This window comes from Geminicoccus sp., assembly GCF_035556675.1.
In the GTDB taxonomy this organism is placed as follows: domain Bacteria; phylum Pseudomonadota; class Alphaproteobacteria; order Geminicoccales; family Geminicoccaceae; genus Geminicoccus.
Genome location: NZ_DATMFZ010000271.1, coordinates 19,471 through 38,536, shown reverse-complemented (window position 1 = coordinate 38,536; position 19,066 = coordinate 19,471). Strand labels below are relative to the sequence as shown.

At 68.6% G+C, this 19,066-nt stretch carries 18 protein-coding genes and 2 pseudogenes; 8 read left to right on the top strand and 12 right to left on the bottom strand.

Going from position 1 to position 19,066, the window contains the following annotated elements; genetic code table 11:
* Positions 1 to 58: 58 nt before the first annotated feature.
* Positions 59 to 933, bottom strand: a pseudogene (locus VNS22_RS19165) (integrase core domain-containing protein); the annotation flags it as partial.
* Between VNS22_RS19165 and VNS22_RS19160 the strand changes: the two are divergent.
* A complete protein-coding gene (locus VNS22_RS19160; RefSeq protein WP_325735255.1) occupies positions 872 to 1,129 on the top strand; it encodes a hypothetical protein in 258 nt (85 codons plus the stop codon). The pseudogene VNS22_RS19165 and the gene VNS22_RS19160 sit on opposite strands and share 62 nt — an antisense overlap.
* A 92-nt stretch (positions 1,130 to 1,221) precedes the next feature.
* Here VNS22_RS19160 and VNS22_RS19155 read toward each other — a convergent pair whose 3' ends face one another.
* The 6 genes from VNS22_RS19155 to VNS22_RS19130 form a co-directional block, all read right to left on the bottom strand.
* Positions 1,222 to 2,190, bottom strand: a complete 969-nt coding sequence (locus VNS22_RS19155) for a hypothetical protein (protein WP_325735249.1) — start codon at positions 2,188 to 2,190, stop codon at positions 1,222 to 1,224.
* Positions 2,191 to 2,430: 240 nt separating this feature from the next.
* Complete coding sequence (locus VNS22_RS19150) at positions 2,431 to 2,553, bottom strand: hypothetical protein (RefSeq protein WP_325735247.1); 123 nt, start codon at positions 2,551 to 2,553, stop codon at positions 2,431 to 2,433.
* Positions 2,550 to 3,554 (bottom strand): cytochrome d ubiquinol oxidase subunit II, encoded by a 1,005-nt coding sequence (cydB, locus tag VNS22_RS19145; RefSeq protein WP_325735245.1) that lies wholly within the window; start codon positions 3,552 to 3,554, stop codon positions 2,550 to 2,552. Before cydB ends, VNS22_RS19150 begins: the two co-directional genes overlap by 4 nt.
* On the bottom strand, positions 3,551 to 4,987 hold the full coding sequence (locus VNS22_RS19140) for a cytochrome ubiquinol oxidase subunit I (protein WP_325735243.1): 1,437 nt from the start codon (positions 4,985 to 4,987) through the stop codon (positions 3,551 to 3,553). The genes cydB and VNS22_RS19140 overlap by 4 nt, the downstream gene beginning before the upstream one ends.
* Positions 4,988 to 5,099: 112 nt before the next feature.
* Positions 5,100 to 5,492: an acyl-CoA thioesterase gene (locus VNS22_RS19135; protein ID WP_325735241.1), complete on the bottom strand. Its 393-nt coding sequence runs from the start codon at positions 5,490 to 5,492 to the stop codon at positions 5,100 to 5,102.
* 96 nt (positions 5,493 to 5,588) lie between these two features.
* Complete coding sequence (locus tag VNS22_RS19130; protein ID WP_325735239.1) at positions 5,589 to 7,382, bottom strand: thiamine pyrophosphate-requiring protein; 1,794 nt, start codon at positions 7,380 to 7,382, stop codon at positions 5,589 to 5,591.
* Positions 7,383 to 7,960: 578 nt separating this feature from the next.
* Between VNS22_RS19130 and VNS22_RS19125 the strand changes: the two genes are divergently transcribed.
* From VNS22_RS19125 to VNS22_RS19115, 3 genes and pseudogenes are all read left to right on the top strand, one after another.
* The gene (locus tag VNS22_RS19125; RefSeq protein ID WP_325735237.1) at positions 7,961 to 9,331 is read left to right on the top strand and encodes a selenium-binding family protein; all 1,371 of its coding nucleotides are present in this window, start codon (positions 7,961 to 7,963) and stop codon (positions 9,329 to 9,331) included.
* 90 nt (positions 9,332 to 9,421) lie between these two features.
* Positions 9,422 to 9,598 (top strand): hypothetical protein, encoded by a 177-nt coding sequence (locus tag VNS22_RS19120; protein ID WP_325735235.1) that lies wholly within the window; start codon positions 9,422 to 9,424, stop codon positions 9,596 to 9,598.
* Between the two features lie 6 nt (positions 9,599 to 9,604).
* Positions 9,605 to 10,009, top strand: a pseudogene (locus VNS22_RS19115) (hypothetical protein); the annotation flags it as partial.
* A gap of 56 nt (positions 10,010 to 10,065) precedes the next feature.
* Here VNS22_RS19115 and VNS22_RS19110 read toward each other — a convergent pair.
* Positions 10,066 to 10,944, bottom strand: a complete 879-nt coding sequence (locus VNS22_RS19110) for a sugar phosphate isomerase/epimerase family protein (RefSeq protein WP_325735253.1) — start codon at positions 10,942 to 10,944, stop codon at positions 10,066 to 10,068.
* A 148-nt stretch (positions 10,945 to 11,092) separates the two neighbouring features.
* On the opposite strand from VNS22_RS19110, the gene VNS22_RS19105 reads away from it, so the two are divergent.
* Positions 11,093 to 12,010, top strand: a complete 918-nt coding sequence (locus VNS22_RS19105) for a 2-dehydro-3-deoxygalactonokinase (protein ID WP_325735233.1) — start codon at positions 11,093 to 11,095, stop codon at positions 12,008 to 12,010.
* A gap of 11 nt (positions 12,011 to 12,021) precedes the next feature.
* Positions 12,022 to 12,645: a 2-dehydro-3-deoxy-6-phosphogalactonate aldolase gene (locus VNS22_RS19100; protein WP_325735232.1), complete on the top strand. Its 624-nt coding sequence runs from the start codon at positions 12,022 to 12,024 to the stop codon at positions 12,643 to 12,645.
* Here the strand turns inward: VNS22_RS19100 and VNS22_RS19095 are convergent.
* Positions 12,642 to 13,607 (bottom strand): DMT family transporter, encoded by a 966-nt coding sequence (locus VNS22_RS19095; protein WP_325735231.1) that lies wholly within the window; start codon positions 13,605 to 13,607, stop codon positions 12,642 to 12,644. The genes VNS22_RS19100 and VNS22_RS19095 overlap by 4 nt on opposite strands.
* Positions 13,608 to 13,706: 99 nt before the next feature.
* Between VNS22_RS19095 and VNS22_RS19090 the strand changes: the two genes are divergently transcribed.
* Positions 13,707 to 15,014: a hemolysin family protein gene (locus VNS22_RS19090; protein ID WP_325735229.1), complete on the top strand. Its 1,308-nt coding sequence runs from the start codon at positions 13,707 to 13,709 to the stop codon at positions 15,012 to 15,014.
* 15 nt (positions 15,015 to 15,029) lie between these two features.
* On the opposite strand, the gene VNS22_RS19085 is transcribed toward VNS22_RS19090, so the two are convergent.
* Entirely contained in the window at positions 15,030 to 17,204 is a 2,175-nt protein-coding gene (locus VNS22_RS19085) for a histidine kinase dimerization/phosphoacceptor domain -containing protein (RefSeq protein WP_325735227.1), read from the bottom strand.
* Between the two features lie 176 nt (positions 17,205 to 17,380).
* On the opposite strand from VNS22_RS19085, the gene VNS22_RS19080 reads away from it, so the two are divergent.
* Entirely contained in the window at positions 17,381 to 17,935 is a 555-nt protein-coding gene (locus tag VNS22_RS19080) for a biliverdin-producing heme oxygenase (RefSeq protein ID WP_325735225.1), read from the top strand.
* 5 nt (positions 17,936 to 17,940) lie between these two features.
* Here VNS22_RS19080 and VNS22_RS19075 read toward each other — a convergent pair whose 3' ends face one another.
* Positions 17,941 to 18,717, bottom strand: coding sequence for an isocitrate lyase/phosphoenolpyruvate mutase family protein (locus VNS22_RS19075; protein ID WP_325735223.1), 777 nt, complete (start codon positions 18,715 to 18,717; stop codon positions 17,941 to 17,943).
* 44 nt (positions 18,718 to 18,761) lie between these two features.
* On the bottom strand, positions 18,762 to 19,055 hold the full coding sequence (locus tag VNS22_RS19070; RefSeq protein ID WP_325735221.1) for an HlyU family transcriptional regulator: 294 nt from the start codon (positions 19,053 to 19,055) through the stop codon (positions 18,762 to 18,764).
* Positions 19,056 to 19,066: the final 11 nt, after the last annotated feature.

The window sequence follows — 19,066 nt, the reverse complement described above, 5'->3', positions numbered from 1 at the left end:
GACGGGGTGAGGCAGCGCATCCTCGGCCCCTATTACAGCGATGCCTTCGCTGCCGAGCTCAAGCAGTTCCATCGGCACATCCAGGACGGCAGCCGGCCCAAGACCGACCTCGCGGACTTTCGCCGGGACCTGGTGCTGTGGGCGGAGATCGTCGAGCGCATGAAGTAGATCGGCAGACGAGTAGAACCATCGTGTGTGGCAATGCGAACACCGCCGATGCTCTGGTCGGCGGTGTTCGCCGGCCAGAGCAAGACCTCAGGTGCGGGCGGACGGTATTGTAGTGCCGGCGCCAGCCCTCGATTACGATCCTGGCCTCTTTCAGCGTGTAGAAGATCTCGCCGTCGAGCGGTTCGTTCCGGAGCTTTGCGTTCAAGCTCTCGCAGTAGCCAGTCTGCCCCGGGGTACCGGGCTCGATAAATGCGATCTTGCGGCCGATCCGGATGATCAGGCACTCGCGAGGGAACTCGTCGATGACGTTCAGCAGGCGGAACCTGCACCAGTGTGAGCACGATCCTCGACAGAGTCGTAGGACCAGACGTGGTTCGGTTGCTCTGGCCGAAGCCGGATGCAGGATCCGTCGTTCAGCCAGAGCCGGCCCGTCTTCGGCTGCTGGTGCGGCCCTTTCAGCCCCCTCCCGCCGTCAGATCCGCTCGCCAAGCTCGACGTTCACCACCCAACCCTGCCCACGCAGCATCGTCGTGATCCGGCGGTAACCGTAGCGGCCATACCGGCTGGCAAGTGCAAGGATGCCGGTGGTCATTGCCGTCTCGTCCAAGCGCGCTCTCAGGATCTTGGCTGTGTCGAGCAGTGCTGACCCAGCACCCGGCAGGCCAGGCACTCGGACACGTCGAACTCGGCCATGACGCACTCGATGCAGCGACGACGGCGGGGAGATCAGAAGTTCCCCGCAGCCGCCTCCTCGAGGATCAGCTTCAACCCGCCGGTCCATCCGCGCGCGGCCGAACTGTTCCGCCGGGACTTCGCCCAGCGCCATGCGCGCTATCTGGCCCTGGTCGACCAGCACTGCATGTTCGACTTCAACGACACCGACCATGGAGCGGACTGGCCAACCGAGCTGTTCCTGGACAGCAGCCACCTGACGAGCCAGCATCAGCCCCTGCTGGAATAGGCACTGCCGAGGCCTCCAGTCGACCTGCGCCGGGTCACTCACCGCGTCACGCTGACGGGTCGTCCTGACTGGCGGGGGCGCCGGCCGCCGCTTCAGCCGGCGGGCGAGCCGCGTCGTGCAGGAGCCCCGTCCAGATGCTCCACGGCCATTTGCCAGCCGTCCAGCCACCAGGGATTTCCGGCCGCGCCGAAGGCGGCGATATAGGCTGCGGTCAGCTGCTGGAGCCGGCTGGCCGGTACGTCCGCGACCCCATCCCAAGCCAGCCCCTCCAGCCTCGGCTCCGGCACCTCGCGCAGCAGGTCCAGCAGCCAGACCGGCAGCTCGGTCAGCAGCCGGCTCTGCTGGCCACGCCGGAACGCCGACCGCAGGGCCGGCCATATCGGCGCCAACTGGGCCAGGGTCCGCGGCATCCGGGCCGCCACCTCGACCAGCTCGTTCAGTGCCCCAGGATCGGTGCTGCTGCCATCTTCGTCTGAGATGCGACCCGCGACTGCGGCCCGATCCTCGTCCGCCCGCCGAAGCCTGCCCATCTCATGGTGGAGCCGGCAACCCGCCCGGCACAGCGCCTCGGCCCGGACCGCGGCAAAATCATCCAGGTCCAGGTGCGGGCAGCGGCCCAGCCGCAGTGGATGCTCGATGTCGAAGCGCCATTGCGCTGCCGAGCGCACTTCCTCGAAGCGGTCCAGCACCCGGTCGGCATGACCGCTGGTGGTCTGCAGCCGGCTGAGGAACTCCAGTGCGCCGATGGCAAAGCGGATCTCCGGCTCGCCCTTGGGCCAGAGATGGCCACTCTGGAAGACCTGGACCCGCGCGGGGCGTGGCTGCTCCAGCCCCAGGGCGCGACTGCGCAGCCACGCGGCGACGCTCAGGTCCTGGTAGGGATTGTGTGTCAAGTCAGGCCACAGCTGGCTGGCCCAGGGCTGCGCCCGGATCCAGCCCGCCGCCGCTGGGTGGTCCTGGCCGGGTCGGGCCAGCCGGGTGCTGGTCGTCAGGGCGGCCGCCATCTCGGTGACGACAGCCAGGCAGTGCCGAGCCGCCTCACCGGCCGGGCCGCCGCTCATGCCGCACCGCCGGGCACTGCGCCGGCCCGGCAGGATCGTCCTGCCGATCGCCTGCCTGCCACACCCCTCGTCATGATCGTCCCCGCCTTGCCGACCTTCCTGCAGGCGCGATGCTAGAATCCGGGCAGGTGCTGGCTTGCGCCACCTGCCAGAGTATGGCGGCGCACGGCATACCTTGCTGCGTGGCCTGCCGGTTTCAACCTCGAGGAGCTCGAAATGCGGCGGCGATCTACTGCCGGCTCAGGTGAGCCAGAGGCGCAGCACGAAGCCCAGCACCGACACGGTGGCCACGCCCGCCAGCCAAAGGCCGACGAACCACAGGAGTCGGCGCCCCCAGCCTCCCCCTCGTCGGGGCTCGGTCAATGGTAGCCCTCATGACCGGTCTTGCCGCGGAACACCCAATAGGAATAGCCGGTATAGATCAGGATGATCGGAATCAGCACCGACGCACCCACCAGCATGAACAGCTGGCTCTTGGCCGGAGACGCCGCGTCCCAGATGGTGACGGCACCCGGGATCACGTAGGGGAACATGCTCACGCCCAGCCCGATCAGGCCCAGCGCGAACAAGGCCAGCGTGCTCAGGAACGGCCAGTACTCCCAGCGCCGGGCCAGCGCCACGAAGAACACCACCGCGCCGATCGCCACCAGGAGCGGCACCTGGGCGGCGAACAGCACCCGCGGGAAGCTGAACCAGTTGCGGTAGTAGGCCTCGCTCAGGAACGGCGTGAACAGGCTGACCAGGACGATGCAGGCCACCAGGAGCGGCCCCAGGATGCGGGCCAGCCGGTAGCAGTGTTCCTGCAGCCGGTCCTCCGACTTCATGATCAGCCAAGTGGCACCCAACAGCGCATAGCCGATCACCAGGCTGACGCCGACCAGGACGCTGAACGGCGTCAGCCAGTCCCACCAGCCGCCCGCATAGCTGCGCCCCTCCACGGTGATGCCCTGCAGCAGCGCGCCCAGCGTGATGCCCTGGGCCAGGGTCGCGACGATCGAGCCCAGGGTGAAGCTGAAGTCCCACCAGGGTCGGTGTGCCGGGTCGCGCCAGCGGAACTCGAAGGCCACGCCGCGCAGGATCAGGCCCAGCAGCATGGCGATGAGCGGCGCGTAGAGGGCCGGCAGGATGATCGCATAGGCCAGCGGAAAGGCCGCCATCAGCCCGCCGCCGCCCAGCACCAGCCAGGTTTCGTTCCCGTCCCAGACCGGTGCCACCGAGTTGATGGCGCTGTCCCGCTCGCGTCCCCCCGGGAACAGCGGAAACAGGATGCCGATGCCCAGGTCGAACCCGTCCATGACGACATAGGCGAAGACGGCGAACGCGATCACGAACGCCCAGACGACAGTGAGGTCGAGTTCGATCATGTCCGGACCTCCGAGCTGCGGCCGCCGATCGTCCGCTCGGGACTGACTGCCGGTGCCGGCGTGATGCCAGCCGCGCGATGCGGCCCGATCTCGCGCTCCGGCCCGGGCTCACCGGTATAGGGCGCGTGCCCCATCAGCTTCAGGATGTAGAAGGTCCCTACCGAGAACACGGTGAAGTAGATCACGATGAACATCAGCAGCGAGGCCGCGACCGCGGGCGCTTCCAGCGGCGACACCGAGTCCGCCGTGCGCAGCATGCCATAGACGGTATAGGGCTGCCGGCCGACCTCGGTCGTCACCCATCCGGCGATCACCGCAATGAAGCCCGCCGGCCCCATGGCCAGCGCCAAGTAGTGCAGCGGCCGCCAGTGGTAGAGCCCACCTCTGAAATAGGCGACCACTCCTGTCGCCCCCAGGAGCAGCATCAGCATGCCCAGCCCCACCATGATGCGGAATGACCAGAACACCACCGCCACGGGCGGCCATTCCTCCCGCGGGACGGTGTCGAGCCCGTCCAGCGGCGCGTCCAGGCTGTGCTTGAGGATCAGAGACGACAGCTTGGGCACGGAGACCGCATAGTCCACCTTGCCCTCCGCCTCGTTCGGCAGGCCGAACAGCACCAGCGGCGCGCCATCCGGATGGCTCTCGAAATGGCCCTCCATGGCCATGATCTTGATCGGCTGGTGCTCCAGCGTGTTCAGCCCGTGCTGGTCGCCCAGGAAGATCTGCACGGGCGCCGCCACGGCGATCATGCCGATCGCCATGGTGAACATCACCCGGGCCCCCTCGTTGATCCGGTCGCGCAGCAGGTGGAACGCGCCGACCGCGCCCACCACCAGCGCCGTGGTCAGATAGGCGGCCATCACCGTGTGCATCAGGCGGTAGGGGAAGGACGGATTGAAGATGATCGTCCACCAGTCCAAGGGCACGAACTGGCCGACCTCGTTGAACGCATAGCCGGTGGGCGTGTGCATCCAGCTGTTGACCGACAGGATCCAGAAGGCGGAGATGAAGGTGCCCACCGCCACGGCCAGCGTCGCCGTGTAGTGCAGCGCCCGGCCGACCCGGTTCATGCCGAACAGCATCACCCCCAGGAAGCCCGCTTCCAGGAAGAAGGCGGTCAGCACCTCATAGGCCATGAGCGGGCCGATCACCGGCCCCGCCCGGTCCGAGAATACCGACCAGTTGGTGCCGAACTGGTAGGACATCACGATGCCCGAGACGACGCCCATGCCGAAGGCGAGCGCGAAGATCTTCACCCAGTACTTGAACAGGCGGAGATAGACCTCGCGGCCTGTCCACAGCCACAACCCCTCCAGCACGGCGAGGTAGCTGGCGAGCCCGATCGAGAAGGACGGGAAGATGAAGTGGAACGACACGGTGAACGCAAACTGGAGTCTGGCCAGCAGCAGCGCATCGAACTGTTCCAGCATCATCCTCTCCCACGTCCCGCACGAACCTAGATAGGGCGCCGCTACAGCGACGGCAGCGCAGATCGGCCTGCCTGAGGCGCCGGAGCGCAGGACCCTGCGCTCCGGAGGTCCCTCAGCCCCCGGCGGCCGCTCCGTCGAAAGGAGGCAGTGCCCGCGGGCGCCGCTCCGCGTCGATCGCGACGAAGGTGAAGACCGCCTCGGTCACCCGGGTCCGCTCGTCGCTCTCGCGCGGGCGCCGCCACGCCTCGATGCGGATCTTCATCGAGCTGCGCCCGGTGGACAGGATCTCGCCATGGAAGCTGACCTCGTCGCCCACCAGCACCGGGCTCAAAAAGCTCATCCCGTCCACTGCCACCGTCACCGTGCGGCCGCAGGCGCGTCTGGTCGCCATGCTGCCGGCGGCTAGGTCCATGTGCGCCATCAGCCAGCCGCCGAAGATGTCGCCCGCCGGGTTGGTATCGGCCGGCATGGCGACGGTGCGGATGAGCGGCGGCTGGTCGGACATGGCGCGGCTCCCCTCGACCGTTGTCACGGCCGCAACCCTAACAGCCTCCGGATCGAGCTGTCAGGAGGGTCCGGGTGGCGAGACCAGGACCGAGGCTCAGGAATTCCGGCGCCCGCCCGGCAGCACCGAGCCCAGCACCTCGCGGGCCGTGTTGACGATCACGCTGCCAGCCTCCGGGTCGAACGGCGTCGAGAACATGAAGTTCTTCGCCTGTGCGAGGGTGATGTGCGGCGGCAGGGGCGGCACGTTGGGGTCGGTCCGCACTTCCAGCACCACCGGCACGTCCGAGCCGAGCGCTGCCTCCCAGGCCGGGGCCATCTGGTCGGGATGATCGACGAAGATGCCGCGCAGGCCGATGAGCTCCGCGAAGCGATGATAGGGCACGTCGGGAATGTTCTGCGTCACCTCGAACTTGGGATTGCCCTCCATGACCCGCTGCTCCCAGGTGACCTGGTTCAGGTCCTGGTTGTTCAGCACCATGCAGACCCAGGTGGGATTCGCCCATTCCCGCCAGTATTTCGCCACGGTGATCAGCTCGGCCATATTGTTCATCTGCATGGCGCCGTCGCCGACCATGGCAATCACCGGGCGGTCGGGATGGGCGAACTTGGCGGCGATCGCATAGGGTACCGCGGCACCCATGCAGGCGAGGCCGCCGGAGAGCGAGGCCATCATCCCGCGGCGCATCTTCAGGTCGCGGGCATACCAGTTGGCGCAGGAACCGGAATCCGAGGACAGAATCGCCCGGTCCGGGATGCGTGGCGACAATTCCCAGAAGACGCGCTGCGGGTTGACCGGATCGGCCGGCTGCATGGCGCGCGCCTCCAGCGTCTGCCAGCTCATGGCCACGCTCGCCTCCACACTCTCCCGCCACGAGCGGTCGGTCTTCGGCCGGAGCATGGGCAGGAGCAGGCGCAGCGTATGCGCCGCATCGCCCTGGAGGTTGACCTCCATCGGGTAGCGCGCCGACAGCATGCCCGGCTCCAGGTCGATCTGGACGCCGCGCGCCTGGCCCTCCTTGGGCAGGAACTCCGAGTAGGGGAAGCCCGAACCCACCATCAGGAGCGTGTCGCAGTTGCTCATGAGATCCCAGCTGGCCGGCGTGCCGAGCAGGCCGATCGAGCCGGTGACGAACGGCAGGTCGTCGGGTAGCGCTGCCTTGCCCAACAGGGCCTTGGCCACACCGGCACCCAGACGCTCCGCCACCTCGATCACCTCGTCGGTGGCACCGAGCGCACCAGCACCTACCAGGATCGCCACCTTCTCGCCGGCGTTCAGCACCTCGGCGGCGCGATGCAGATCCTCCTCGAACGGCACCACCAGCGGCCGCCGGTAGCCGACCCCGCTGAACACGGCGCCATGCTGGCGGGGCGGCTCCTGGTAGGGCTCCTCCTGCAGGTCGTTGGGAAAGACCAGTGCGGTCACCCGGCGCTCACCGATCGCCATGCGGACCGCACGGTCGATCAGGTGGCGCACCTGGCCCGGCACCGAGGCCTGCTGGACGAAGGTCCCCGCCACGTCCTTGAACATCGAGACCAGGTCGAGTTCCTGCTGGTAGTGGGCACCTACCGCGGTGCGCGCCTGCTGGCCGGCGATCGCCAGCACCGGCACATGGTCGAGGCGGGCGTCGTAGAGGCCGGTCAGCAGGTGCGACGCGCCCGGCCCCGACGTGGCGAGGCACACGCCGAGTTCGCCCGTGTACTTGGCATAGGCCGACGCCATGAACGCAGCCATCTCTTCATGACGCGCCTGGACGAACTTGATGTCCCCGTCGCGGCGCTGCAGGGCACCCAGCAGGCCGTTGATGCCGTCGCCCGGATAGCCGAACACGTGGCGGACACCCCACTGCTTCAGGCGCTCCCAGAAGAAGTCCCCGACGGTCCCGCTCATCGCCATCGCCCCTCGCCGCTTGGTCCCGACAGGTGAACCAGCCTTCCACCAGCGAGTTCCCCCCTGGCAGGCTGGCGCGGCTTGCCGGGCCGCCTCAGCCGGTGAAGTCGGCAGGGGCGAGTCCAGTGACGCCCGGCAGCTTCAGTCATCACGCTGGCCGCGGTCGATGGTCCGGTCGAGGATGGCCGCAAGGAGACCATCCCTGGCACGTTCCAGCAGGATGTCGTTGCCAAGATTGCGGTCAAGCCAGTCGGTGCCGGAGCCCAGATCCTGCCAAGAACAGGCCGCATCGAAGCTCCTCGCCGCCGTTGCGAATCTGCTCGCTTCTTCCAGAAGATGGCTTATCCTCGATCGGTACGGCGGCGTCCATTCGGGTCCCTGTCACGATACCGCACAAGGACCGGCGACGACTGATGAAGGCAAAGGCTGGATGCATGTTCATATATAACAAACAATATACTGTATAATTTTCCGATGCCTATGCTTGGCGTGAATGCAGGCGTAGAATGAAATTAAGCACAAAATTTTTGTGTATTTAGGTGCATGCCGCGCCTGTCGGGACAAGCAAGAGGTAGACGATGACGTCCAACGGCCATCACCATGACGCCCCGCATTGCTGCGGGCCGGGCTTCGCCTCGCCCAAGGACGCGATGGCAGCCCCGCGCGAGAAGCTGCTCTACACGATCGGCCTCTATACCGGCAGCAAGGTCGATGCGCCGGACTATCTGGCGACCGTCGACGCCGATCCGGCCAGCCCCACCTACAGCCAGGTCATCCACCGGCTGGAAATGCCGAACAAGGGCGACGAGCTCCATCATTTCGGCTGGAACGCCTGCTCGTCCTGCCATGGCGACGCCTCGGCCGAGCGTCGTTTCCTGGTGGTGCCGGGCTTCAAGTCCAGCCGCATCCACATCGTCGACACGGCCGACCCGCGTGCGCCCAAGCTGCACAAGGTGATCGAGCCGGAAGAGGTGATCGCCAAGACCGGGTTGACCGCGCCCCACACCATCCATTGCCTGGGCAAGGAGATCATCATCTCCATGCTGGGCAATGCCGACGGCGAGGGTCCGGGCGGCTTCCTCACCATGGACCAGGATTTCAACATCACCGGGCGCTGGGAGAAGGATCTCGGCGCCATGAAGTACGGCTACGACTTCTGGTACCAGCCGCGTCACAACGTGATGGTGTCCTCCGAGTTCGGCGCGCCCAACGCCTTCTTCGGTGGGTTCAAGCTGGAGGATGTCGGCAAGCGCTACGGCAGCCAGATCCATTTCTGGGACTTCGAGGGCCGGCGGGTCGAGAAGTCCTACGATCTCGGCACGGACGGCATGATCCCGCTGGAGGTCCGGTTCCACCACGACCCGGTCAGCACCCATGGCTATGTCGGCGTGGCGCTCTCCTCCAACGTCTGGCACTGGCACAAGAACGGCCAGGGCTGGCAGCTCGACAAGGTGATCCAGGAGGAGCCGGTCGAGATCGAGGGCTTCCCGGTGCCGCTGCCGCCGCTGATCACCGACATCCTGCTGTCGATGGACGACCGGTTCATGTATTTCTCGAACTGGCTGCATGGCGACCTGCGCCAGTACGACATCAGCGACCCGGCCAACCCGAAGCTCACCGGCCAGGTCTGGATCGGCGGCATGCTCGGCAAGGCGCCGGAGGTGAACGGGCGCAAGGTCGCGGGCGGGCCGCAGATGTTGCAGCTCTCGCTGGACGGCAAGCGGCTCTACTGCACCACCAGCCTGCTCTCGGCCTGGGACAACCAGTTCTACCCGGCCATGGACGACCAGGGCTCCTGCATGGTGCAGATCGACTGCGACACCGAGAAGGGCGGCATGTCGATCAACCGGGAATTCTTCGTCGACTTCGGCAAGGAGCCGAAGGGGCCGGCCCGCGCCCATGAGACGCGCTATCCCGGCGGGGACTGCACCTCCGACATCTGGCTCTGACGGAGACGGCGTCCGCCCGGAACGCATCCGGGCGGACGCCGTTCATCCACCAGCGGCAAACCAGCCGCGCGAGCCAGGAGGAGCCAGCAGATGCCTGCCACCCCCTCGACACCGGAACCGTCGCCGGGCGACGAGGCCCCGCCCGGCACGCCCGGGACCGGCGAGAATCTCTGCCCCACCTGCAGCGGCAGCGGCAAGGTCGACGGCAAGGCCTGCCCGACCTGCGGCGGCACCGGTGAGGTCAATACCGGCATCGGCGGTGGCTGAAGCGTTGATGTCTCGGATAGTGCAGGCGCTCGGACCATCCTCACCGCCATCCGCAAGCGGTGGCCCTGGCTCGAGCACCTGTTCGCCGATGGCGCCCATGACCGCGGCAGACCGATGCGCAAGGCCACCTTCCTCGACTTCGTGGTCGAGATCGTCCGCCGGCTCGATCAGGAGCCAGGCCGCAAGCTCCTGCCACGCCGCCTTGACGGTCTGCTGACCGCTCTCCCTTAGGGTAGCGGAGCATCCGCCTGCTGACGGATGATGGGTGGTGGAAAGAGCGTTCGGCTGGATGGTCCGCTGGTGCCGCCCGGGGCGCGGCTGCGAGGCCAGGCCGACGTCTCCCGAGCTTTCATCCACGTCGCTATGAGCAGCCTGCTTCAGCCACTGAGCACATTTTTTCAAACGCTCTGAGGACGAAGCCTGTTCAGCCGACACTGGCCATCGCCCTGGCTAGAATCGTCGCCCCCTCATCGGCCCAGCCCCACCATCGCCCGTACCTGAGCCACGACCTCGGGCGCGTGCTCGGCATAGCGCGCCGGCAGCTCGACATTGGCGATGGTGCCCGGCAGGAAGCGCAGCTCGCCGAACAGCATCTCCCACGGGATGTCGCCCCAGCCGGGCGGCAGGTGCAGGTCACCCATGCCGAACGCGACCGTCTCCGAGCGGGTATGACCCAGCATGGTGGCGGTCCGGCCGAAGCTGTCATGGACATGGAGATGGGCGGTGAGCGGTGCCGCCTGGCGCACCGAGGCCCAGGCATCGACGCCGCGCCTCGTCGCCTCCTGATAGGCATGGCTGAAGTCGATCAGCACCCGCACATGCGGATGGTCGACCTCCGCCACCTGCTCGGCCACCTCGTGCGGCAACTGGGTGAGGTCGCCCGGCCGCTCGCCGAACAGGTTCTCCACGACGACGGTCACGCCCATGCGGCCGGCGAGATCACCCAGGCGCCGCAGGAAGTCGCGCTCCTGGGCACGCAGCGCCGCCAGTTCCGGCCCGGTCGCATGTACGGTGCGCCCGGAATGCTGCACATAGATCCCGGCGCCGAGCCGACCGGCCATCGTCAGGTGTGCTGCCGCCACCGCCTCGTGGATCTCGCGATGGCGCAGGTCCCAGGGGTTGGAGGCAATCGGCCCATGGACGGAGTAGCGCAGCGCGAACTCGGATGCGATCTCCAGGACCCGCGCGAACTGCCGCTCCAATGGCCGACCGCCGGCCACCACGTCCAGATCGTACAGCGCGATCTCGGCGGCGTCGGCACCGGCGGCCCGGATCGCCTGGAGCTTCGGCAAGAGGCTGTCCGGCCGGCCGTCCTGGCCTTGAGTGGTCAGGCCCACCGCCACCACGTTCGTCAACATCGCTTCCTTTCATCGACACGCGCAGGATCGGCCGAGGCGGCTGGACGCCTTGGCTTCGGCCTGCCGCTTCGGCGCTTTCGCCGCCACGGGCAAGAGGCTAGCGTCCGCGCGGCAGCACGGCAGGAGGAGGAATGAGGTGGCGGCGCTGATCGGCCTGGACTGGGGCACCAGTTCCCTGCGCGCGGCCTTGGTCGGGCCGGACGGCACGATTCTGGACCGCTATGCCTCGTCCCACGGTATCACCAGCCTGCCGCCGGGCGGGTTCGATACCGCCTTTGCCGCGGCGACCGGTCGCTGGCGCAACGCCCATCCGGACCTGCCGGTGCTGGCGTCGGGGATGGTGGGGGCCAGGACCGGCTGGCGCGAGGCGGCCTATGTCGCCTGCCCGGGCGACGCTGCCGAGATCGCGCACGGCCTGCTTCACTTCACCACCGCCGATGGCAGCATGCTGCACATCGTGCCCGGCATGTCGTACCGTAATCCTGCGGGCATCCCGGACGTGATGCGCGGCGAGGAGACCCAGATCCTGGGCTGCGTCGGCGAGGGTGCCGGACTGTTCGTGCTGCCCGGCACCCATTCGAAGTGGGTCCAGGTCGAGGGCGGCAGGATCGTGAGCTTTGCCAGCTACCTGACCGGCGAGCTGTTCGCGGCCCTGCGCCGGCACACCATCCTGCGCCATACCATGCCTTCCCTGGACGAGCCCGACCCGTTCGATGCGGCGGCGTTTGCCCAAGGGGTGCGCCGGGCGGCGGATCGCACCGGTGGCGGGCTGCTGCGCCGGCTGTTCGGGGCCCGCGCCCTGGCCCTGTTCGGCGAGCTCGCCACTGATACCGGACCAGCCTGGCTCTCGGGCCTCGTGATCGGCACCGAATTGGTGGAGGCCACCGACGAGTTCGGCACGGCTGCGGACGGGCTGATCGTGGTGGGCGGGGCAACGCTGGCGCAGCGCTATGCCGAGGCAGCCGGCATCCTCGGCATCGCCACCGAGACCGCCCATCCTGATGCCGCCTTCCTCGGCCAGCTGCGCATCGCCCGGCTGGCCGGCCTGATCTAGGAGTCCTGCCCGTGACCGAGCTTGCCAGCTTCACCGACCGTCTGCCCCTGGTCGCCATCCTGCGCGGCATCCAGCCGGACGAGGTGCTGCCGATCGGCCGGGCGCTGGTCGAGGCCGGATTCGCGATCCTGGAGGTGCCGCTGAACTCGCCAGAGCCGTTCGAGAGCATTGCCCGGCTGGCCGGCGAGTTCGGCGCCGACACCCTGGTGGGTGCCGGGACGATGCGCACGACGGCGGACCTGGACCGCCTGGTCCAGGCCGGCGGCCGGCTGATGGTGACCCCGCATGGCGACCCGGCCCTGATCCGGGCCGCTAAGGCGCGGGGCCTCCTGACCCTGCCGGGTGTCGCCACCCCCACCGAGGCCTTCGCCGCGATCGACGCCGGCACGGACGGGCTGAAGCTGTTCCCGGCCGAGATGATCCCGCCCAGGGTGGTCAAGGCGCTGCGCGCGGTCCTGCCCAGGACTATGCCGGTCTTCCCGGTGGGCGGAATCGAGCCGGACAGCATGGCTGTCTATCGTGCCGCCGGCGCCAACGGCTTTGGCCTGGGCTCGGCCCTCTACAAGCCCGGCATGGATGCCGCGGCAGTGGCGGAACGCGCGCGGGCCTTCGTCACCGCCTGGCGGAACGGCTAGGCAGGTCCCGCCGGAGCTGGTGCCGACAGCGCCGGCTTCGGCCGCCGTCCCAGGACGGTTGCCAGGACCACCGCCGCCACGATCGCGGTGCCTCCGAGCACGGTGGTCGGCCTGGGCACCTCGTCCATGAACAGCCACACCCAGGCCGGGCTCACCAGCACATCCAGGAGCGAGACCAGCACGAGCGGCACCGCCGGGACGTGCTTGACCCCCTCCATGATCAGCACGAACGGCACGGCCAAGCCGATCAGACCCATCAGCGCCATGATCCCGGCATCGTGCAGGCTCACGGTGATGCTGCCGGCCAGCAGCAGGCTGACGGGCACCGCCGCGAGATTGGCCAGCACTGCCGAGGGAAGCATTTCCAGATGGTGCCAGCGGCGCAGTGCCACGATCTGGCCCGCGAAGGTGATGGCCACCCCGAGCGCCGCGAGATCGCCCAGATTGAGGCTGCCGAAGCGGCGCAGGTCGTCGAGGAACAGGATGGCCACCCCGGCGAGAGCCATCAGTGCTGCCAGCCAGATGCCCGGAGCGCTGCGCTCCTTGGTGATCAGCCGCCCGAGCACCGCGGCGAAGATCGGCGAGCTGGCGGCGATCACCGCCACCTTGGCCACGCTGGTTGTCGACAGGGCGAAGATGTAGATCGGCGTACCGATCACGAAGAACCCGACGACCAGGAGATGGGCCTGCCAGGGAATGGCGCGGAACGCGGCGCGCCAGCGTGGCCCGTGCCGCCAGATCAGGAACAGGGCCAGGAGGCAGGCCGACACCAGGCAGCGCCCGGCATTGACCTGGAACGGCTCCGCCCCGTCGATCACGCGGACAAACAGGCCGGACGTGCTCCACATGGAGACGACCAGCAGCATCCGCCCGACACCGCCCCAATAGGCACCATCGACCTGGCCCACCGCCACCGCTCCGCGCTCGCCCAGCCCTGCCGAACCTATCTGCGGGCCGAGCATGACGCGACGGCCATCCACCTGCAGGTGCGATGCGGGCTTCCCTATGCGCCAGGGAAACCACATCCTAGAAGCGTCGGTGACGACCTTCTGCGAGGGTAGGTGTTCGAGCTTCTGGTCGTGGTGGCCCTGGTGCTGCTCAACGGGTTCTTCGCCATGGCGGAGATGGCGATGGTCCGGGCGAAGCGGGCCCGGCTCCAGACGGCTGCGGACGAGGGCAGCAAGGCGGCGGGCCTGGCGCTCAAGCTGCAGGACAACCCTTCCCGCCTCCTGTCCACCGTCCAGATCGGCATCACCCTGGTCGGCATCGTCGCCGGCGCCTATGGCGGCGCCACCCTGTCCGGCTACGTCGCCGCCTGGATTGCGCCGATCGCCGGCGAGTATGCCACGCCGATCGCCTTCGGGCTCGTGGTGGCCGGCATCACCTGGCTGTCGCTGGTGGTGGGCGAGCTGGTGCCCAAGCGCCTGGCGCTCCAGTTCGCCGAGCGGATCGCCGCGTTCGTCGCAGCCCCCATGATCCTCCTGGGCAAGGTGGCGGCACCGGTGGTCTGGCTGCTGGAATACTCGACCAACACCGTGCTCCGGCTCCTGCGCCTGCCCAAGGAGGTGCGCGAGGCCCCGACCGAGCAGGAGGTGGCGCTGCTGATCTCCGAGAGCCGGGCCGCGGGCGTGATCGACGAGGAGGCCGGCTCCATGATGGAAGGCCTCCTGCGCATCAACGACCTGCCGGTCCGCGCGATCATGACCCCGAGGGTGGAGGTGGTGAGCCTGCCGGCTGCCATGCCGATCGCCGACGCGATCGCCGCCATGGCCTCGTCCGGGCGCTCACGCTTTCCGGTGCTGGGCGACGAGGAGGAGATTCTGGGCATCGTCCAGGCCAAGGATCTGGCGGGTAAGGCCGCGAGCGGCGGCACGGTCGGCGAAAGCCTGCGCCTGTTCCAACCCCCGATCGTGCCCGACACGATCGACGCCGGGCGGCTGGTGCGCCTGTTCAAGGATGCGCCGGTGCACTTGGCGGTGGTGGTGGACGAGTACGGCGCATTCGAGGGCATCGTCACGCCCTCCGACCTTCTGGCGGCGATCGCCGGGGACATCGCCGAGGCCGGGGCCGAGGATTCCTACGAGGCACAGCGGCGTGAGGACGGCTCCTGGCTGGTCGACGGCCTGATGCCCATCCACGACGTCGAGCACACGATCGGCCTGGAAGGGTTGCTCGAGCACCATGACGATTATCAGCGCCTGGCCGGGTTCGTCCTCTCCCAGCTCGGCCGGATCCCGGATGCGGGCGACTGCTTCAGCTGGCAGGGCTGGCGCTTCGAGGTGGTCGACATGGACGGGCGGCGGATCGACAAGGTCCTGATCATCCCGCCGAGCCACCCGCTGGGTGGCGAAACCGCGGAGCTGGGCTGAGGCGCGAACGGCCCGTCAGGCAGCGGCGGCGCGTACGGTGACGACGACCCGGCGGCCTGGGCGATTGTCCTGCTGGTCGATGCTGCCCTGCCACTGGGCGCACAGCGCCTGCACCATGCGCAGCCCGAATCCGGTGCCGGTAGACGCCGCCTCGCCCGTGCCGCGATCGGCCACGGTCAGCGCGATCGCGCGGCCCGCCAACTCACGCAGTTGCACGGTGATCGGCCCAACCCGACCCTGGTAGGCGTATTTGGCCGAGTTGACGACCAGCTCGGTCACGATCAGGCCGAGGCTCACCGCCTGATCGGTCGGGATCGAGATCGTGTCGGAGCGAACCTGCAGATGGTCGGCCCATTCCGGGCCGAACGAGCTCACCAGGTCATGGCGCAGCTCGTCGAGATAGCGGCCCATCTCGACCGACTGCACCTGGTCCGTCTGGTAGAGCCGGCGATGCACCAGCGCCACCGCGTGCAGGCGACGGCGCGCTTCCTCCAGCTGGGCCAGGACGTGCGGCTCCTGGCTGCCGCGCATCTGCAGCGACAGGAAGCTGCTCACCAGCTGCAGGCTGTTCTGGACGCGGTGATTGACCTCGCGCAGCAGCAGGTCCTTCTGCGCCAGGAGGCTCTCCTGCTCGGCCAGCAGCTTCTCCTTGTCCTGGATCATGCTGCGCAGCTGGCCATTCAGGATGCCGAGCTGCTTGCCTTGGCGCAGTTCCACGAGCCTGCTGCACAGCCGGCCGGCGGTCTCGATCTCCACCCGTGACCAGATGCGCGCGCGGCCGCGCACCGTCTCCTGCCAGAGCTCGAAGGAGGCGCGCGGCGTGAGCTGCCCGGAGACGGCATCCACGGTCATGGCCTGGTGCGGGTTGCCGCCCCACTTGACGAGCTGCAGCTGCTCACGGCGAAACCACAGGATCGCCAGGCCTTCCGGGCGGTTCACCACGATCGAGAGAAGGCCGGCTCCGGTCCCGACGAACTCCCTGGCTGCCGGAAACCGTTCGGGCAGCGCCTCGGTAGCGAAGGGCTGCACCATCTCCTCGTTGAACAGCCAGTCGCGGACCGCTTCCACCTGGTGCGGTGCCGGGCAATCGCCGTGGATCTCGACGCGCCCGTTACGGCAGATCGCCATCCCGTCGGCACTGACGAGCTGGGTGAAGGCGGCGGCGTGGCGCTCCAGGCCTTCCTCGAAACCGTCCTCGCGGGCGAGCCTGGCCAGCAGATCGTCCTCCATCGCCCGCAGCCGGATCCGCTGCCGATGGATCGCCGCATCCGCCTGGGCGCCGATCTGCCGCGAGAGCACCCGCGCCAGTACCCGGCACATGGCCCGAACCTCGTAGGGCAGGCGGCGCGGGGTCATGTGATGGCAGGCGATCAGCCCCCAGAGCACGTCGCCCGCCACGATGGAGATCGAGGCGGACGCGGCCACGCCCATGTTCTCCAGGTACTGGAGATGGATCGGCGACACGCTGCGCAGCACGCAGTCGGACAGGTCGAGCGGCCCGTCGTCCGGCTCGCCTGGTGCCCGCTCCAGGGGCAGCGGCCGATAGGTGACGTCCGGGATCACCCGCACCGTGTTGCGCACGTAGAGGTCGCGCGCCTGGGCGGGGATGTCGGAGGCGGGGAAGCGATGGTCCAGGAAGGAATGGAGCCCTTCGGCGCGGTCCTCGGCCACCACCAGCCCAGAATTGTCCTCCAGGAAGCGATAGACCATCACCCGGTCGAAGCCGGTGATCCGCCGGAACAAGATGGCGGCCTGTTGCAGCAGTTCCTCGTTGTCGTGCGCCCGCTCGAACGCTCCGGCCGCCTCCTCCACTTCCGCCAGGCACTCGGCCGCACCCGCCCGCTCCGGGTCGCCGGGTTCCAGTTCGATCAGGAGGACCCCGGCCCTGCCCCGATGCACCGTGACGTCGACCGGCTGACCTGCACCGCTCAGGCTGCCCTGGAAGCCGCCGGGCGCCCGGCTCGCCTGGAACTGCCGCACCAGCGCGGCGAGCGGCGCCGACCACTCCTCCAGTTGCCGGCCGAGCGGCAGCCCGGCCATCGCCGCCCCCACCCAACCAGGCTCGCCGGCGGCCTGACGAACCACGAGCTGTTCAGGGTCGACGGCCAGCAGCACCCCATGCGGCTGGATGGCCCCCGGGATCCGGATCGGCTCCTGCTCGCACGAGAACACGTCGAGGGGCCGCTCCATCACACCATTTCCTACGTACTAAGTATCCGGAGGTGCCGAACCGGGCAGCCGCCACCCATGTTCCTACGCATTCCCGGCAACGTCGTCATCATTTCGTGTGGGCAGGACAGCACCACTTCGCTATCGGTTGCCGTCCATGGGCCGATCCTGGCCCGGCCACTCCGCCGTCCCCCTGGATGCCCGACCGCCCGACCATCCTGCACCGCCTGAGGGCAGAGACGGCAGCCGACCATGCCATGCTGGAAGCAAGGCTGGACCTGCTGACCCCGCCGCTCGACCTCGATCATTTGCGCCTGGTCCTGCGCGGCTTCCATGGGTTCCATGCCGCCTGGGAGCCGATGATCGAAGCCGTCCTGGGCGAACGGTTCCGTCCGCGCCGCCGCCTCGACCTGCTGACAGCCGATCTGCGGCTCCTGGGTGACCGGGACGGCCCGCCGCCTCGCCCGGACCTGGCGCCCCTGCCCGACGAGGCCAGCGCCTGGGGCTCGCTCTATGTGCTCGAAGGTTCGACGCTAGGCGGTGCGGTGATTGCCAAGGCACTGGCGCGCAGCGGCCTGCCGGTGCTCGGCTATTTCAACCCCTATGGGCGCAGGACCATGGCGAGCTGGCAGGCGTTCCGCAGCGAGCTCATGGCCGCCGTCACGCCAGGAAGCGAGCCCGCGGCGCTGGCCGCCGCCAAGGCGACGTTTGCCCGGCTGATCCAGTGGCTGCCGGCGCGCCAGCCAGGCTGAACCGGTCAGCGTCGGGGAAACAGGCTGGCCGGCAGGCTGCCCTCGTCATGGAGCTGTCGCGCCGCCTCCGCAAAGCCCGCCCAGGCCGCACGCGCCAGGAACCCGCCGACGCTGACCCGGCGCACCCCCAGCGCCGCCAGCTCGGCGACCCGCATCTCCGGCCGCCAGAGCAGCACGTTGACCGGCTTGGGGGCCACCGCCTGGACGATGGCCCGGATGGCCTCCGGATCGCTGACACCCGGGGCATAGAGGACGTCCGCCCCGGCCGCCGCATAGGCGGTCAGCCGCTCCAGCGTGGCATCGAGTCCGGTGCGGCCGATCAGGAAGCCTTCGGTGCGCCCGACCAGCAGGACGTCCTCTCCGCTCCGGTCGATCGCCTCGCGCGACGCGCGGATCCGCTCCACCGCGAGCGGCAGCTCGTAGAGTTCCTTGCCGGTACGGTCCTCGATTGAAAGGCCCGCCACGCCGGTCGCTACCGCGAGCGCGACATTGGCCGCGACCTCGTCCGGAGCATCGGCGAAGCCCGCCTCGAAGTCGGCGTTGACCGGCAGGTCGGTTGCCGCCACCAGCGCCTCCAGATGGGCCAGCACCTCGCCGCGGGACAGTTCGCCATCGTCGCGCCCGAGCGACCAGGCCACCCCGGCGCTGGTGGAGGCCAGCGCCTGGAAACCCTGGGCCTGCAGGCGGCGCGCACCGCCGATGTCCCAGGGATTGGGCAGCACGAAGCAGCCTTCGGCGTGCAGGGCCCGGAACGCGGCGCGCCGGGCGCTCAATGACTGCATGACGGTCTCCTCCAGGGCCGCCGGCTCACAGGAGCCGTCGGCGGTCAGCGGAACAGCCGGTCGCCCTGCTCGTCGATCAGCTGGCGGGCCTTCTGTACGGAATGGCCGGCCGCGTCGTCGCGGGAGCTGTGGGTGTCGGCCCGGATGAAGCGGTGCTCCTTCAACCCATCGGGAAAGTTCTTGCGGATCGTGCCGGCGACATTGAACTGGCCGCCATTGCTGATCGGGTCGGCCACGATCTCGTAGCCGTTGTACTCGACCGGGTCGGCCGGGGCCGATGCCTTGCCGGGGCCGCCCCCGAACAGCTTGCCCATCAGCTTGCCGAGCATCGTACCCATCCTCCCATGTC

Excerpts from the sequence above, each read along its gene's own strand:
- cydB (WP_325735245.1), bottom strand. The coding sequence starts at position 3,554 with ATGATCGAACTCGACCTCACTGTCGTCTGGGCGTTCGTGATCGCGTTC.
- VNS22_RS19130 (WP_325735239.1), bottom strand. The coding sequence starts at position 7,382 with ATGAGCGGGACCGTCGGGGACTTCTTCTGGGAGCGCCTGAAGCAGTGG.
- VNS22_RS19095 (WP_325735231.1), bottom strand. The coding sequence starts at position 13,607 with ATGCTCGGCCCGCAGATAGGTTCGGCAGGGCTGGGCGAGCGCGGAGCG.
- VNS22_RS19140 (WP_325735243.1), bottom strand. The coding sequence starts at position 4,987 with ATGCTGGAACAGTTCGATGCGCTGCTGCTGGCCAGACTCCAGTTTGCG.
- VNS22_RS19085 (WP_325735227.1), bottom strand. The coding sequence starts at position 17,204 with ATGGAGCGGCCCCTCGACGTGTTCTCGTGCGAGCAGGAGCCGATCCGG.
- VNS22_RS19125 (WP_325735237.1), top strand. The coding sequence starts at position 7,961 with ATGACGTCCAACGGCCATCACCATGACGCCCCGCATTGCTGCGGGCCG.
- VNS22_RS19070 (WP_325735221.1), bottom strand. The coding sequence starts at position 19,055 with ATGGGTACGATGCTCGGCAAGCTGATGGGCAAGCTGTTCGGGGGCGGC.
- VNS22_RS19135 (WP_325735241.1), bottom strand. The coding sequence starts at position 5,492 with ATGTCCGACCAGCCGCCGCTCATCCGCACCGTCGCCATGCCGGCCGAT.
- VNS22_RS19075 (WP_325735223.1), bottom strand. The coding sequence starts at position 18,717 with ATGCAGTCATTGAGCGCCCGGCGCGCCGCGTTCCGGGCCCTGCACGCC.
- VNS22_RS19155 (WP_325735249.1), bottom strand. The coding sequence starts at position 2,190 with ATGAGCGGCGGCCCGGCCGGTGAGGCGGCTCGGCACTGCCTGGCTGTC.
- VNS22_RS19160 (WP_325735255.1), top strand. The coding sequence starts at position 872 with ATGCAGCGACGACGGCGGGGAGATCAGAAGTTCCCCGCAGCCGCCTCC.
- VNS22_RS19080 (WP_325735225.1), top strand. The coding sequence starts at position 17,381 with ATGCCCGACCGCCCGACCATCCTGCACCGCCTGAGGGCAGAGACGGCA.
- VNS22_RS19120 (WP_325735235.1), top strand. The coding sequence starts at position 9,422 with ATGCCTGCCACCCCCTCGACACCGGAACCGTCGCCGGGCGACGAGGCC.